Raw genomic sequence first — 14019 nt, forward strand, 5'->3', positions numbered from 1 at the left:
CGGTGACGGCCGGCGACCCCGGGGGGTGTGTCACACCGGCGGCGGATGATTCCGGGCCATTCTATTTACCCGGCCGCCGCGGGTTACCCGGCCTCTGCGGGTCAGTCGCCGAGGGCCTTGTCGAAGCCCCAGGAGTGGTAGGTCGACACCGTCAGCCACGCCGACACCCGGGGATGCTCCCGGTCGGCGTAGCGGTCCCCGGTGTAGTGCCGGGCCAGCCGGTCGATGTCGGTCAGGTCGGGGTCGGGCGTCAGCTCCACCGTGCCGTGCAGGCTGACGTGCCGGTACCAGGAGTCGCGGTCGAGCACGGTCAGCGACACCCGTGGGTCGGCCTGCAGGTGGGCCAGCCGTTTGCGCCGGCCGTCGAGGTTGAGCAGCACCCGGCCGTCGACCCAGAGGTACCAGGTGGCGACGGTCACCGGAGCGTTGTCGCGCGGGCTCACCGTACCCATCACCGCCGGATTGGGCCGGCCCAGCATCTCGACCATCTCCTGCGGCAGCGGGGGTCTGGCCATGTGTCGCTCCCTTCGGTCCGGTGACATGCGCGAGCCGCCCGGCGTCCGGGGCGTCGGCTCCGCTGTCGCCGACTCTACGGCCGCGCCGGCGGTGCCGTGGCCGGTGGCAGAATCCCCAGCGTGGAACGGATCCGGCGCAGCTACGCGCGGCAGCGTCGGCGCGCCGGCGGCCGCTGGTGCGCGCTGGTCAGCCGGACGAGCGCCGCCGGCGACTGGGCACCGGTGCTGACCGACGACGCCGACCGGGTGATGCCCGGCTACAGCGTGCAGAAACTCGCCGTGGCGGTGGCGGTGCTGGACAAGGTCGACCGGGGGCTGCTGCGTCTGGACGACCGGCTCGACCTGGCCGCCCCGGACATCCTCGGCGGCAGCGGGATCTACCACCTGCACGGGGTCTGGGGCGACGCCGTCACCGTCGCCAACGTGCTGACCGCGATGCTGCTGGTGTCGGACAACACGGCGGTACGGCTGTGCGGCCGGGTGGCGGCGGCGCGGGAGATCAACGAGATCCTGGCGGCGAAGGGCTTCGCCCGTACCCGGGTCGAACCGGTCGCCGACCCGCACCGGTTCCTCCTCGGCGTCACCACCCCCCGGGAGACCCACGACCTGCTCACCGGCCTGGCCGGGCGGACCCTGCTGCGGGACGGGTCCTGCCGGTTCCTGCTGCGGGTGCTGCGCGGGGCCGCCGGCTACCACGACGGCGTACGGCGTGCCATGTCGTCGGCCGAGCGCGCCCGGGTGGCCACCAAGCACGGCGCCGACGTCGACGCCGCCGGAGCCGCCCGGCACGAGGTCGGGATCATGGTCGACACCGACGGCGCGCCGGCCCTGGCGTACGCGTTCTTCGCCGACGGCCTCGACGACCCGGACAACTACGGCGCCACCCACCCGGCGGTCGAGGCGCACGCCGTTCTCGGTCGGGTGATGCTCGACGCGGTCGCGGCGGGCCGGGTGGGCGACGGCGGCTGACCGCCGACGCCCACCCACCCGTCACACCTGGTCGCGCAGGCTCTCGGTACGTTGCGTCACTACGGTCCGCAGCTGGTCCAACTCGGCGGTGACCGCGTCGGCGTCGGCGCCGTCGACCGTGGCCAGGACGGCGGCCAGGCCGTCCAGCGCGGCCGTCGCCGCGCCGCTGGCGAACATCCGCTGATAGAGATCGCGGTACGCGGCCTCGTACACCTCGGTGAACGCGTCGCTGGCCAGGAACCGCTCCTTGAGTGGGTGCCCCATCGACCGGCCAGGGCCACCACCCTGCTGTGCCGCACCGCGCTCGCCGCCGTCGCCCCGCTGGAATCCGTCCGGCGGCTCGAATCCCTCAGGCGGTGCGAAGCCCTCCGGTAGCTCGAACCCCTCCGGCGGTGCGAACCCGCCCTCCTGTTGCTGCTCGCCACCCTCCTGCGCCTGCCCGCCGCCGAACCGACCGCCGCCCATGCTGACGGTGTCGTGTGGGCCGAGGGTCGCATCGCCGCGCAACGTCAGGTTGTGGTCCCAGCTGATCACCGTGAACTTCCGGGTGGTCAGGTCGTACCAGAGGTAGTAGTTGCGGCCGGGACCGGCCATGTCGTCGAAGTTGAGCAGCAGGTTCTGCGCGGCGACGTACCGGGCGAACGCCTCGACGTCGAGATGGTCGGCCAGTTCGGCGTCGAACTCCTCGTCGGACGCCTCGGCCGTCCAGCGGATCAGGTTGATCACCGGCTGCAGGTCCTGGCTGCCGGTGAGGTTGATCTGCTTGAAGTCGTCCTGGTAGTCGATCACGTCCGCGCCCTGATCGGTGAAGGAACCGCTGGCCAGGGACTTGTAGAGCACCCCGCTGCCGCCGAGCGACCCGGCGTAGTGCGCGTCCGGGTGTTCCACGACGAGCCGGGCGGTGGCCGGCCGGTCGTTGACCGTGAACGCGCTGTACGCGTACCGCTGGGTGGTCATGCCGGCGGCGGCCAGCAGCGACAGCGACAGCGCCTCGTTGGCCACCGCGCTGCCACCGCCCATCCCGCCGACCCGCACCGCGATCTCCTGCAACCCCTGGTAGCGCCGCCCTTCGACGAACTCGTCGAAGCTGATCAGCCAGGGCAGCGTCTCCGGCTCCTCGGCAGCCAGCCCCGCCCTGCCCATGCCCATCCCGCCGCCGGGCCGGTCGCCGCCCTGCGGTGCGCCGTCGGGCGGACCGTCGCCGCCGCCGAACTGGGCGCCCCCGTCGCCGAACTGTGCCCCGCCGTCGAACTGGGCGCCGCCACGCTGGGCGGTCTCACCGTCGCGGGTCAGCCCGCCGAGAGTGGAGTTGCCCTTGAGTCGGATGCCCACGCTCGGAATCGTGGTCCCGTCGACGACGAGGTCGGCCTCCAGATACTCCTTCTCGCCGTCGTCGAAGTAGGCGTCGAGCATCCGCTGGTAGTCCGCGTCGGCGAAGGTCAGCGTGATCTCGTGGGCCACCGTCGAGTCGAACAGGTCGACGGTGCCGGCGATGTCGACCGTCACCACGTCCGTCGCGGCGTCGGCCGCGCTGGTGACGTACGGCCGAACCCGGGTGCTGCCCAGCCCGACCGTGATCACCAGCAGGAAGGTCGCGCAGCTGGCCAGCAGCCGGTAGTTGTGCCGTACGCGGACCGGTATCCGGTGTCGGAGCCGTCGGCGGGCCATCACAGGTCCGTCTGGTCGTAGCCGGTGAGTACGGTGACCCGCTGTCCTGCGGTCAGCTCGCTCAACGCCGCGATCAGCTCGCCCGGCTCGGATCCCTTCTTCAGCCGTACGGTGTACATCAACTCGGTCAGCGCTCCGCCCCGGATCGACTCCATGCTGACCAGCTCGAACTCGGAGGTCAGCCGCAGCAGCACGTCCTGGATCCCCTGGGTGTGGTCGCCGTCCGGCGGTACCTGCACCTTGACCACCTGGCGTTGCACGTTGAGCGCGAACCAGTTGAACCGGTGCATCACCACGATGATCAGGCAGATGGCGATGGTGGCGATCACCGCGAGCAGATAGAACCGGGTGCCGCAGGCCATCCCGATGCCCATCACCAGGAAGATGAAACCGACGTCGCGGGTCTCCTTGATCGCGTTGCGGAACCGGACCACCGACAGTGCGCCGACCAGGGCGAACGCCCGGGCGATGTTGGATCCGACGACCAGCATGATCAGCGAGATCAGCATGCCGAGGATGATCAGGGTCTGGACGTACGACTGGCTGTACGACACGTTGCGGTGGGTGGCCCGGTAGACCCAGCCGATGATCGCGCTGAGCACGAAGGACAGTGCCAGCGAGGCGGCGATGTCGCCGAGGCTGAACGTACTGGACAGATCCTGGAAGGTGATTTCCATGTCGGTTCAGCCCTTCGCCGATGCGCCGATGGTGAGCAGCTCGTGATCCGCCCGGTCGACCACCGGTGCGGGTTCGTCGTCCGGAACGTGGAAGACCGACCGGGGTGCCCGCCCGAACGCCTCGACGCTCTGGCAGTACTTGCTGACCCGGACGACGGAGAGGTTCGCCTCGGCGGCGAGGTCGGTCAGCCAGTACGGCACCCGTTCGTTCGCCTTGACCTCCATGATGGAGCGCCACGGCGGGACGATGAACCGGTTCTCGGCGTCGGCGCCGAGGTGGAAGTCGCGGTCGCGGCCGCGTACCCGGGTGTCGAGGGTGACCCGTAGGCCCAGGTCGGCACCGGAGCCGACGAAGGCCTGCCGCTGGTAGCCGGTGATCGCCACCGGGCGCAGCTGCAGGCCGGAGACCAGGCCGAGGACCTCCTGGACGAAGCCCCGCTGTGGGCGGGCGTGCTCGATCATGGCGCGGTCGTCGCAGAGCCGGCGGGCCAGCCGGTACGGCAGGGCGATCCGTCGTTTCTGGGTCACCCGGTTCACCCGCTGCTTGATCTCGACGTAGACGGTGGTGTCGTCGTCGATGCCGGTCCGGTCGCCGTAGTGCCGGATCCTGATCTTGCGGCGGAACCGCAGCCCTTCGATCTTCTCCCAGTAGAAGCGCAGGTCGTCGGTGTCGTAGTAGAGGCTCCACACGCCGTACCCGTCGACGCCGGCGTGGCTGTCCCGGTCGAGCCGGCGGGCGAGGCGCTCCCGCAGGGCGGACACCGCCGCATTGTCGACCAGGTACTTGATCTCGTACCGGTTGAACGCGTGCAGCCGGGAGGCACCGCGCAGCGCGTGCCCTGCCCGGTCGTCGCCGGGGCTGGTCGATGTCGCTGACGCCGGTTCGGGGCGCATAGGCGGAGTCCTCACCTTCAGGTAGGGCCGATTCGGTGCGAAGGTGAGGAAACACCAGCGAGATCAAAACAACCTCGGAACGGACTGCGAACATCAGGTGTACGGAATCTGACGCGTCGGTGTCGGCTGGCGCAGACGTCGGCTTCCCAGGAACCCACAGCCGGCTCCCAGCTCGCTCCGAGACTCCGCCGTTATGCATGGCTCATGACGCCAACCGCCGCGAGCAGCCGCTCAGCCGGGTCCGGGACCAGCCGGCACCCCCGGATCCTGGTCGTCGACGACGAACCCAACATCGGCGCGTTGCTGGCCGCCACGCTCCGGCTGATCCAGTTCGACGTACGGGTCGTCGACGGTGGCCGGGCCGCGCTCGTCGCCGTCGAGGAGTTCGAACCGGACCTGGTGGTCCTCGACGTGATGATGCCGGACCTGGACGGGTTCGAGGTGGCGCGGGTGATGCGCCGGGGTGGCCGGCCCGTACCGGTGCTGTTCCTGACCGCGCGCGACGCCCTGCAGGACCGGATCGCCGGGCTGACCGTCGGTGCCGACGACTACGTCAGCAAACCGTTCAGCCTGGAGGAGGTGGTGCTGCGGATCCAGGCGATCCTGCGCCGTGCCGGGGTGACCGCCGAGCCCGGCCCCGGCGACCGGGTGCTCTGCTACGCCGACCTGGAGCTCGACGAGGAGGCGTACGAGGTACGCCGGGCAGGCCGGCGCATCGACCTGTCGCCCACCGAGTTCAAGCTGCTGCGGTACCTGATGGTCAACGCCGGCCGGGTGCTGAGCAAGAGCCAGATCCTGGACCGGGTGTGGAGCTACGACTTCGGCGGGGACGGCCGGATCGTCGAGTCGTACGTCTACTACCTGCGCAAGAAGATCGACCAGGAGGAGCCGGCGTTGATCCACACCGTCCGGGGGGTCGGCTACACGCTGCGGCTGCCCCGCTCGGCCGACGACTGATGCCGGCGTCGGCACGCCGGTTCGCCGTACGCCGGTGGTCGCACTGGACCCTGCGGTCCCGGCTGGTGGTCGTCACCGCGGCGCTGACCGCCGTGGCGCTGGTGCTGGCCAACTCGGCGGGGTTCGTCCTGCTGCGGCGCAGCCTGACCGACCGGGTCGACGAGCAGTTGCGGCTGATGAGCCGGCCGTACGCCAGCGCGGCCCCGCCGTCGCTGGACCCGGACGGACCCCGCCCCCGGCTGTTCCCCGGGTCCTCGTTGCAGCCGGCCCAGGTGGCTCTGCTGTACGGCCCCGACGGCACCCTCGTCCAACAGGCCGCCTCCGACCCGGACGTCGCGCTGCCGCAGCTGGGCGACTACCCGCAGCTGACCGCCCGGGCGGCCACCGCCCGCCCCTACACCGTCGCGGCGACCGACGGCGACGACTCCTGGCGGGTCCTCGCCGTCAGCCGGGCCGACGGCGGGGTCGCGGTGCTCGGGGTGTCGCTGCGCCAGGTCGACGCGACCGCCGACACCCTGCTGGCGATCGACGTCGCGGTGGTGCTGCTGATCCTGTTCCTGCTCGGCCTGGGCGCGGCGGCCACGGTCCGCCTCGGGCTGCGCCCGCTGACCCGGATGGGACACATCTCGGCGGAGATCACCGCCGGTGACCTGTCCCGTCGGGTGGCCGACGCCGACCCGCACACCGAGGTCGGCCGGCTCGGCGGCGCGCTGAACTCGATGCTGGACCGGATCGAGGCCGAGGTCGCCGCGCGGACCGCCTCCGAGCAACGGCTGCGGCAGTTCGTCGCGGACGCCTCGCACGAGCTGCGCACCCCGCTCACGTCGGTCCGTGGCTTCGCTGAGCTGTACCGCCGCGGCGGAGCGCCGCCCGGCCCCGAACTGGACGAGGCGATGCGCCGGATCGAGGCGGAGGCAGCCCGGATGGGTCTGCTGGTCGAGGACCTGCTGATGCTGGCCCGGCTGGACCACCGCCGGCAGCCGGTCCGCCGACCGGTGGACCTGCTCGCCGTCGCCGCGGACACCATCCGCGACGCGTACGCCCGCAACCCCGACCGGCCGGTACGGATGGCGGCGGCCGGCGCGGGCGGCAGCGACGCCGCACCTGACCTGCAACCGGTCTCGGTCGCCGGCGACGAGCCGCAACTGCGTCAGGTCGCCGCGAACCTGGTCGCCAACGCCCAGCAGCACGCCGGGCCGCAGGCCGAGATCACGGTACGGGTGGGCGCCGTCCGGGTCGGGGTCGACGCCACACCCGGCCGACTGTTGGCGGCGGTCGGCCGGGACCTGTCGGCCGACGTGCCGGTGGCCGTGTTCGAGGTGGCCGACACCGGCCCCGGGGTGCCACAGGTCCACGCCGGTCGGATCTTCGAACGGCTCTACCGGGTCGATCCGAGCCGGACCCGGGCCGGTGGCGGCGGGTCCGGGCTCGGGCTGGCGATCGCTGCCGCCATTGTGGACGGTCACGGCGGCCGGATCGAGCTGTTCGACCGGCCCGGCGGTGGCGCGGTGTTCCGGGTGCTGCTGCCCGGCCCGGTGTTGTGCCGGTCCGTGGCGACGCTCATGCTGTAACCGGCCGCTGTGACCCGGCGCTGCCGGGCCGGTCGGCCGCAGGCATGAAGGAGTTGTCGTTGCCGCGACGCGTCCTGACCGGTTACCTCGCGGCACAGGCTGCCCTCGGGGCGGCGGTGTTCGCGGTGCCGTCACTGGCCGCGCTCTGGTGGGGCGCCATCGGCGCGGTCACCGTCGCCGCGGTCGGCTGGGGGATCCGCCGGCACCGGCCGCCGCGTCGCCGGCCCTGGCTGCTGCTGGCGGCCGGTGCGGCGGCGCTGGCCGTCGGGGACGTCTGTTACGAACTGTCCCTACTGGTCTCCGGGGCGGCCGGTGACTGGCTGGCCGGTCTGGCCGAGATCGCCTACCTGGCGACCTTCGGGCTGCTGGCCGCCGGGGTGCTCAGCCTGACCCGGGCCACCGTGGCGCTGCGCGACCGGTCCGGTCTGCTGGACACCCTGGTACTGGTCCTGGTGGTCGGGTTGGTCGCCTGGACGGTGCTGATCGGCCCGGTCGTGGCCGATGTGGACGTACCGGCGGCGGAGAAGGCGCTGCGGGTGGTCCACAGCCTCGGCGGGGTGCTGGTGCTGGTGGCGATGCTGCGGTTGGCGGCGGTCGCCTGGCGGGACCCGACAGTCGTCGGGTTGACCGTCGGCGCCGCCGGGATACTCGCCGCCGACGTCGCCTACGCGGTGGCGGAGCTGGGCGACGGCTGGCGGCCGGGCGGCCCGGCCGAGCTGGGCTGGTTCGTCTTCTACGTCGCCTGGGGCCTGGCGGCCCTGCATCCGTTCATGGCCCGGCTGGCGACCGTGACGCCGCCGGGGCCGGACGAGGTCGCCGCGACCCGGGTCGGTCTGGTCACGCTGACCTGCCTGACGGTGCCGGTCCTGCTGGTGATCCAGGCGTTCGCGGCCGGGCCGACGCTGCTGACCGACGGGCTGGTCGCCGCCGCCGTCGCCGGGCTGGCCACCCTGCTGGCGGCCACCCGGGTCGCCGACTCGGTGTCCGGGCACCGCGCCGCGCTGGACCGGGAACGGTCGCTGCGGCAGGCGGGGAGCCGGCTGCTGGCGGCCGCCACGGTCGGCGAGGTCGCGGTCGCCGTACGGGAGTCGGCGGCCCGGCTGCTGCCGGCGGGCATCCACTACGACCTGCTGTTCGCCGTGCGGCGTCCGGAGTCGGACCCCGGGCTGGTCGACGTCGCCGACTGGCAGCCGCAGCTGGCGATCGACCATCCGTTGCCGGTCGACGCGGTGGACCGCCGTACCCGGATCGTTCCGGCCCGGCTGCTGCATCCGGAGCTGGCGGGCCGGTTCGCCACCGCCCCGGCGGTCCTGGTGGCGTCGCTGGCCGCTCCGGAGCCGACCGCGGGTTCCGGTACGGCGTTGCTGGTCGCCGCCGACCCGGAGGCGCTGGTCGCCGCCAAGGACGCGGTCGAGGTGCTGGCGGCCCAGGCGGCGTTGACGGTGCACCGGATAGCCGCGACCGAGGAGGCGGCCCGCCGGGACCGGGACCGCTACCTGGATCTGGCGGTCGGTGGTGCGGGGGACGCCGTTCTGGTCATCGGGGCCGACGATCGCATCCGGTACGCCAGCCCACCCGTCGGCCGGCTGCTCGGGGTCGAGCCGCCGCTGTTGGCGCACTGGCGGGAGGTCGTGCATCCGGACGATCATGCCCAGGTGGCGCGGACCCTCGCCGCGGCGGCCGACCGGGCCGGTAGAGACACGGCCGGTGCCGACCGGGCCGGTACGGCTGCGGCCGGTGCCGACGGGACCGGGGTCGGTGCCCAGTGGGTGTTACGCCGGCCGGACGGCAGCCACGTGCTGCTGGAGGTGCGTTGTCGGGATCTACGTCAGGTACCGGGGGTGCGGGGCCTGGTGCTGACCATGAGCGACGTCGCCGACCAGCGGCGGTACGAGTCCGAACTGGCCCGTCGTCGGCTCGACCGCAGTGCCCCGGGCCGCAACCGGCGGAGCCTGCGGGACAGGTTCCGCTGACAGCAAATCAGCCTAAGTGGTCAAATGCCTGTTTGGTCCGTTGTTCCGTTCCGTGCTGAAGCGCAAACTAGCTACGGTTGCCCCGTTGTGCCGTGCCGTTGGCCTGGCATAAGATTTCCATGCGCGCCCCTATCGCCCGCTTCCCCCGTGGCAGGCGATCGGGGCGCGCTTTATTGTGCGTAGCGCCCTTTCCGGCAGCCCTCTCCACCAGCGCTTCGACGGTCTTCGGTAGAGCACAGTGGACTAATGTGTGCAGTAGGTCCATGATCGGCTGACGGCGACCCGTCGCCAGCCGATCAGATCCAGCGACCGCCCAGCCACATCCGGCTCGACCAGTCCTCGTACGGCAGCGCCTCGCCGACGAAGATCGGATAGAAGTACGCGAAACAGACCGCCACCAGCAGCACGTACGCTCCGACGATCACCGCCCCGATCATCCGCCGGTCGTTGCTCGCCGGATCCTGCCCGGTGGTCTCGGCACCGGGCGTACCGCCGATGGCCCCCCGCCCACCCGGCAGCGCCTCGGCCGGTCGGGCATCGGCCGGCGTGACGATGGCACCGAGCACGTACGTCACCGCCAGCACCAGGAACGGCAGCGCGGGGGCGGTGTAGAAGGAGAACATCGTCCGGCCCTCGGTCGCGTAGTAGAACCAGGGCAGCAGGCCGGCGGCGACGCTGGCCAGGATCGCCCCGGCCCGCCAGTCCCGCCGGGCGATGCCCAGCCAGAACAGCGCCGCCAGTGCCGGCAGGAACGACCACCACAGCAGCGGCGTCCCCAGCAGCAGCACCTCGCCGGCACAGCTCGGCGCACCGCAGTTGGTCTGGTCGGACCAGTAGAACGCCACCGGCCGGCCGAGCAGCAGCCACTGCCACGGCCACGACTGGTACCGGTGCTCGGTCTCCAGCGTGCTGTGGAACCCGTACGCCTGGGTGTGGTAGTGCCACAGGTTCTGCAGCGCCCCGATCACCGGGGCCTCGCTCATGCCGTTGTCGGCCCGGTAGTGCCGCAGATAGCCGCCGTCGGTGCCCAGCCAGCCCGACCAGCTCGCGATGTACGTGGCGAGGATCAGCACCCCGCCGAGGAGCAACCAGCCCACCTCGTCGACGATCGTGTCCCGCCACGGCCGCCGGGCGCCGACCGAGCGGCGCAGACCGACCTCCCAGAGCACCACCAGCAGGCCGAAGACCGGGATGAACCACAGCGCGCTCCACTTGACGGCGAGCCCGCAGCCGAGCAGCAGCGCGGCCAGCAGCCGCCACCAGGGGACCGCGACCGGCGGGCGGCCGGCCCGACCGGGCAGGCTCGGGTCGAGCCCGGACTCGATGGCCCGCAGCCACCGTCGCCGGCTCCAGTCCCGGTCGACCACCAGCGCGGCGAACGCGGCGAGGACGAAGAACGCCAGGAAGATGTCGAGCAGCGCGGTGCGGGACAGCACCAGGTGGAACCCGTCCAGCGCGAGCAGCAGCCCGGCGGTGCAGCCGAGGACGGTGGACCGGAAGAGCCGCTCCGCCGTCCTGGTGAGGATCAGCACCATCAGGATGCCCGCGACCGCCGCCGCGATCCGCCAGCCGAACTCGGTGAAACCGAACTGCCGGATGCCGAGCGCGATGATCCACTTGCCGAGCGGGGGATGGACGACGTACGCCGGGGTGTTGTTCTGCTCGTCCCACTCGAAGCCGTACTGCAGGAGCTCGTTGCCCTCGTTGGCGTAGTAGACCTCGTCGAAGATCAGGCCCGGCGGGTGGGTGAGGTTGACCAGCCGCAGCACGGCGGCGATCAACACGACCGCCGCCGTGGCCAGCCAGGACCACGGCCGCAGCCGGTTGTCCAACGGCGCCAGCCGGCGGCGGACCACGGCCGGCAGGCCGCCGCCGACCGGGGACCCCCGGTCGGCGGTCGGGCCGGCACCACCGGAGGGGTCAGGGCCGGTGTCCGGCGGACTGGCCGGCCGGGCCGCCGTGACCGAAACCTCTGACTCACCGCTCGTCGCGCTGGAAGCTGTCGCCGGGATCACCCCGTGATCGTAGGCTGCCGGACAGCGCCACGGGGAGCTACCGGCCCCGGATAATATTTCGAGTCGTCGATATCGATGATCGGCGTCAAGGTCCGCTACCAGCCGGCGACCAGGAAGCCGGCGCCCATCAGCAGCGGCGCCGCCACGGCCAGCAGGGTCGCCCCTCGCCGGGCCGCCCGGCTGGCGAGGCGTCGGGCCCCGCTGCCCCAGACCAGCACCAGCGCGAGCAGCACGATCAGCGCCCAGCCGACCGTCCACCGCAGATGCAGCCCGGCCAGGTCGGCGGCCACGTACGCGGTGCCCCGGTCGAGGTGCAGCATCCAGGCGGCCAGCTCGGTGCCGGCCGTGCGGTCCAGCGGCGGTACGCCGAGCAACCGGACCGGACCGGCCCGGTCCCCGGAGGGTGCCACGAACTCGCCGAGACACCGCTGCCCCAGCCCGTCACCGGTGCAGCCGGTCACCGTCGCGGTGCCGGCCGTCCCGCGACCGGCGGCCAGCCACAGCGGCTCGGCGCTGACCCAGCCCAGGAACGCCGCCGCCGCGGCGACCAGCAGAATCCAGGCCAGCCCGGTCGCCGGGCGTCGGGTCCGCCGCCGACGCCGGCTGGCTCGTACCGGAGATCGGGCCGGCGGCGTACCCGTTCGGGCCGGCGGCGTACCCGGTCGGGCCGGCGGCGTCGCGACGGGCCGGACGGTGACCGGTGGCGCGGCCGGTCGGACCGTGACCGCCGGCGTGTCGGCTGCTGGCGTGTCGGCTGCCGGTGCGTCGGCCTCGGCTGTGATCACCGGGCCGGTCCCGGTCCCGACCGCAGTCCCGGTCCCGGCCGCGGTCCCGATGCCGGCCGCAGTCCCGATGCCGTGCTCGACGCCGGCGCTCCCGTCCCGCTCGGCGCCGCCGTGCCACCAGGTGGCCTCGGGGCCGGCCGCCGCCCACGGGCTCGGCAGCCGCGACCGGCGCGGCGGCCGGCGTTGCGGCACGGGGGACGACTGCTCGGTCGGCGGCAGCGCCGGCCGCGCAGCCTGATCGTCGGCTCGGGCGTCGCCCGGCTCCGGTACGGGTGCTTCCCCGGTCACCCCGCCATTTGACACCCCGGCGGGCGGGGTGGGGGCGAAGCCCCGGGGGCGTGTCGCGTCGGCGCGGCCCGGCGTCGGCGCGGTGGGGAGGCTCGTCGACCCGTTCGCGTACGCCCGGTGACAATCATCAGGCTGGTGCCACGAGTCACGTTCTCGCGGCGGTCGCCTGGCCTTGTGCCGACGGGCGCCGCCACATCGGCCACGTCTCCGGTCGAGGTCGGCCGACCGTTGGCCGCACCGAAGCCGGTGTTCCGCAGGCTCGACGAGTCGATCGTCGACGAGGAGCTGGCCCGGCTCAGCGGCTGAGCCTGCTCACCACTCGTACGGCAGGTCGGTCGGGCTCTCGTCGGAGATCTCCGCCGTCGGTGCCCAGACCTCGTACAGCCCGCGTTCGTGGCACTGGGCACCGAGCGCGGCGACCGCCTCGGGAGTGGGCCGGCACAGCCGCAGCCGGCTCCACCCGGACTCCTGGCGCAGCACCTGGCAGCGGGCGTCCCGCCAGGTGGTGAAGCGCAGCCGCCGGGCCAGCGACTCCACCGGGTAGCGGGCGGCCCGGGTCATCGCCAGCACCCGGAACTCGCGGGGTGGGTCGGCGACCGCCTCGTAGGGCTGCCCCTGGTAGGTGCCGACCAGTTGGGTCGACTGCGGCAGGTCGCCGGTGCGCAGGTACTCCTGGTCGGACGGTACGTCCGGGATGCCGTCGAGCAGGTGCCGTCGCTGCGGGCCGGCCATCCGGATCCAGCCACGCTGCTCCGGCTGGTACGTGTAGAGCACCACCTCGGCACCGTCCGGGGTGTACGCCAGCAGCGTGGCGTTGGCCGGTAGCGGCAGGTCGGTGCAGCCGGCGGTGACGAACTCCGGGATCAGGTGGTGCTCGCTGGGGGTGAATCCGGTGCCGAGCACCGGCGGCCCGATCCGGTCGCGCGGCGGCATGGCCACCAGACCCCGGTACGCCGACCCGACCGGGATCTCGTAGTCGGCGGCTCCGATGGCCCGCCAGCGCAGCGCGTACGCCACCTCCAGGTTGTCCCGCCCGGCCCCGTCGTCGGTGCGCAGCAGGGCCAGGTCCGCCGGGGTACGCAGGTGAGCGATGTCGTACTCGCGGTAGCAGAAGCCGGCGGGGGACCAGCCGCGCAGGTAACCGGCGGCCTGCCGGCCGGAGAGCACCTTCATCATCCGGGTACCGCGCCGCACGGTGGCGGTACGGCGTACGGCCGTTATCGCCGGGTCGCCGTCACCGGCCGGCGTCTGGCTCAGCTGGTGCAGGTCGTGCCAGCTGGCCGCCTTGGTCAGCGGCACCATCAGCGGGGTGTCCGGGGTCGCGTCGACCCGGTCGGTGTCATCGGCCGGAGCACCGCCGCCGGTGAAGTCGCCGGCACCGACGGTCGGTCCGCCGGGCACCGGGCCGACCTCGCAGGCGTGCACGAACCGGAACCACCGGCCGCGGTCGTCGGGCCGGAAACCGGGCGCCGGGTCGGCACTGGTCAGCCGGTACGCCGCACCTCGGGCGATTTCCTCGGCCGGGTAGACCGCGCCCTCGAAACGCAGCCGCAGGCCGATCGGGGCGTCGGTGACGCCGCCGCGCGCAGAGCTCACGGTCACTTCGCTCAAGGTAGTCGGCGAGTCACGGCACCGGGTGAACACGCGGTTACCGCAGGATGTCCATTGCCGCCGTCGCGTCGCAGGGCCCGCACCCGCCGCCGGGTA

At 72.9% G+C, this 14019-nt stretch carries 12 protein-coding genes; 5 read left to right on the forward strand and 7 right to left on the reverse strand.

What is annotated here, in order from left to right; translation table 11 throughout:
- Window positions 1-101 precede the first annotated feature (101 nt).
- Entirely contained in the window at window positions 102-515 is a 414-nt protein-coding gene (locus tag O7623_RS25230) for a TIGR03618 family F420-dependent PPOX class oxidoreductase (protein WP_282225458.1), read from the reverse strand.
- A gap of 120 nt (window positions 516-635) precedes the next feature.
- On the opposite strand from O7623_RS25230, the gene O7623_RS25235 reads away from it, so the two are divergent.
- Window positions 636-1484, forward strand: coding sequence for a serine hydrolase (locus O7623_RS25235; RefSeq protein ID WP_282225459.1), 849 nt, complete (start codon window positions 636-638; stop codon window positions 1482-1484).
- A gap of 21 nt (window positions 1485-1505) precedes the next feature.
- Here O7623_RS25235 and O7623_RS25240 read toward each other — a convergent pair whose 3' ends face one another.
- The 3 genes from O7623_RS25240 to O7623_RS25250 are packed head-to-tail and all read right to left on the reverse strand — an operon-like array spanning window position 1506 to window position 4723.
- A complete protein-coding gene (locus O7623_RS25240) occupies window positions 1506-3152 on the reverse strand; it encodes a CotH kinase family protein (protein ID WP_282225460.1) in 1647 nt (548 codons plus the stop codon).
- Entirely contained in the window at window positions 3152-3829 is a 678-nt protein-coding gene (locus O7623_RS25245; RefSeq protein WP_282225461.1) for a DUF4956 domain-containing protein, read from the reverse strand. Before O7623_RS25245 ends, O7623_RS25240 begins: the two co-directional genes overlap by 1 nt.
- A gap of 6 nt (window positions 3830-3835) precedes the next feature.
- Entirely contained in the window at window positions 3836-4723 is an 888-nt protein-coding gene (locus O7623_RS25250; RefSeq protein WP_282225462.1) for a polyphosphate polymerase domain-containing protein, read from the reverse strand.
- Window positions 4724-4927: 204 nt separating this feature from the next.
- Here O7623_RS25250 and O7623_RS25255 point away from each other — a divergent pair, with 204 nt between their 5' ends.
- Genes O7623_RS25255 through O7623_RS25265 form a run of 3 tightly spaced genes read left to right on the forward strand, consistent with a single transcriptional unit; the run spans window position 4928 to window position 9224 of the window.
- Window positions 4928-5680 (forward strand): response regulator transcription factor, encoded by a 753-nt coding sequence (locus O7623_RS25255; protein ID WP_282225463.1) that lies wholly within the window; start codon window positions 4928-4930, stop codon window positions 5678-5680.
- Entirely contained in the window at window positions 5680-7251 is a 1572-nt protein-coding gene (locus O7623_RS25260) for a HAMP domain-containing sensor histidine kinase (RefSeq protein ID WP_282225464.1), read from the forward strand. The genes O7623_RS25255 and O7623_RS25260 overlap by 1 nt, the downstream gene beginning before the upstream one ends.
- Window positions 7252-7310: 59 nt before the next feature.
- Window positions 7311-9224, forward strand: coding sequence for a PAS domain-containing protein (locus tag O7623_RS25265; protein WP_282225465.1), 1914 nt, complete (start codon window positions 7311-7313; stop codon window positions 9222-9224).
- Window positions 9225-9520: 296 nt separating this feature from the next.
- Here O7623_RS25265 and O7623_RS25270 read toward each other — a convergent pair whose 3' ends face one another.
- Window positions 9521-11089 carry a glycosyltransferase family 39 protein gene (locus tag O7623_RS25270; RefSeq protein WP_282229563.1) on the reverse strand — a complete coding sequence of 523 codons (1569 nt, stop codon included), beginning with the start codon at window positions 11087-11089 and terminating at the stop codon, window positions 9521-9523.
- 245 nt (window positions 11090-11334) lie between these two features.
- Window positions 11335-12312, reverse strand: a complete 978-nt coding sequence (locus O7623_RS25275) for a hypothetical protein (protein WP_282225466.1) — start codon at window positions 12310-12312, stop codon at window positions 11335-11337.
- 174 nt (window positions 12313-12486) lie between these two features.
- Here O7623_RS25275 and O7623_RS25280 point away from each other — a divergent pair, with 174 nt between their 5' ends.
- The gene (locus O7623_RS25280; RefSeq protein ID WP_282229704.1) at window positions 12487-12618 is read left to right on the forward strand and encodes a hypothetical protein; all 132 of its coding nucleotides are present in this window, start codon (window positions 12487-12489) and stop codon (window positions 12616-12618) included.
- Between the two features lie 6 nt (window positions 12619-12624).
- On the opposite strand, the gene O7623_RS25285 is transcribed toward O7623_RS25280, so the two are convergent.
- The gene (locus O7623_RS25285; RefSeq protein WP_282225467.1) at window positions 12625-13914 is read right to left on the reverse strand and encodes a hypothetical protein; all 1290 of its coding nucleotides are present in this window, start codon (window positions 13912-13914) and stop codon (window positions 12625-12627) included.
- Window positions 13915-14019: the final 105 nt, after the last annotated feature.

This window comes from Solwaraspora sp. WMMD791 (assembly GCF_029581195.1).
GTDB lineage: Bacteria > Actinomycetota > Actinomycetes > Mycobacteriales > Micromonosporaceae > Micromonospora_E.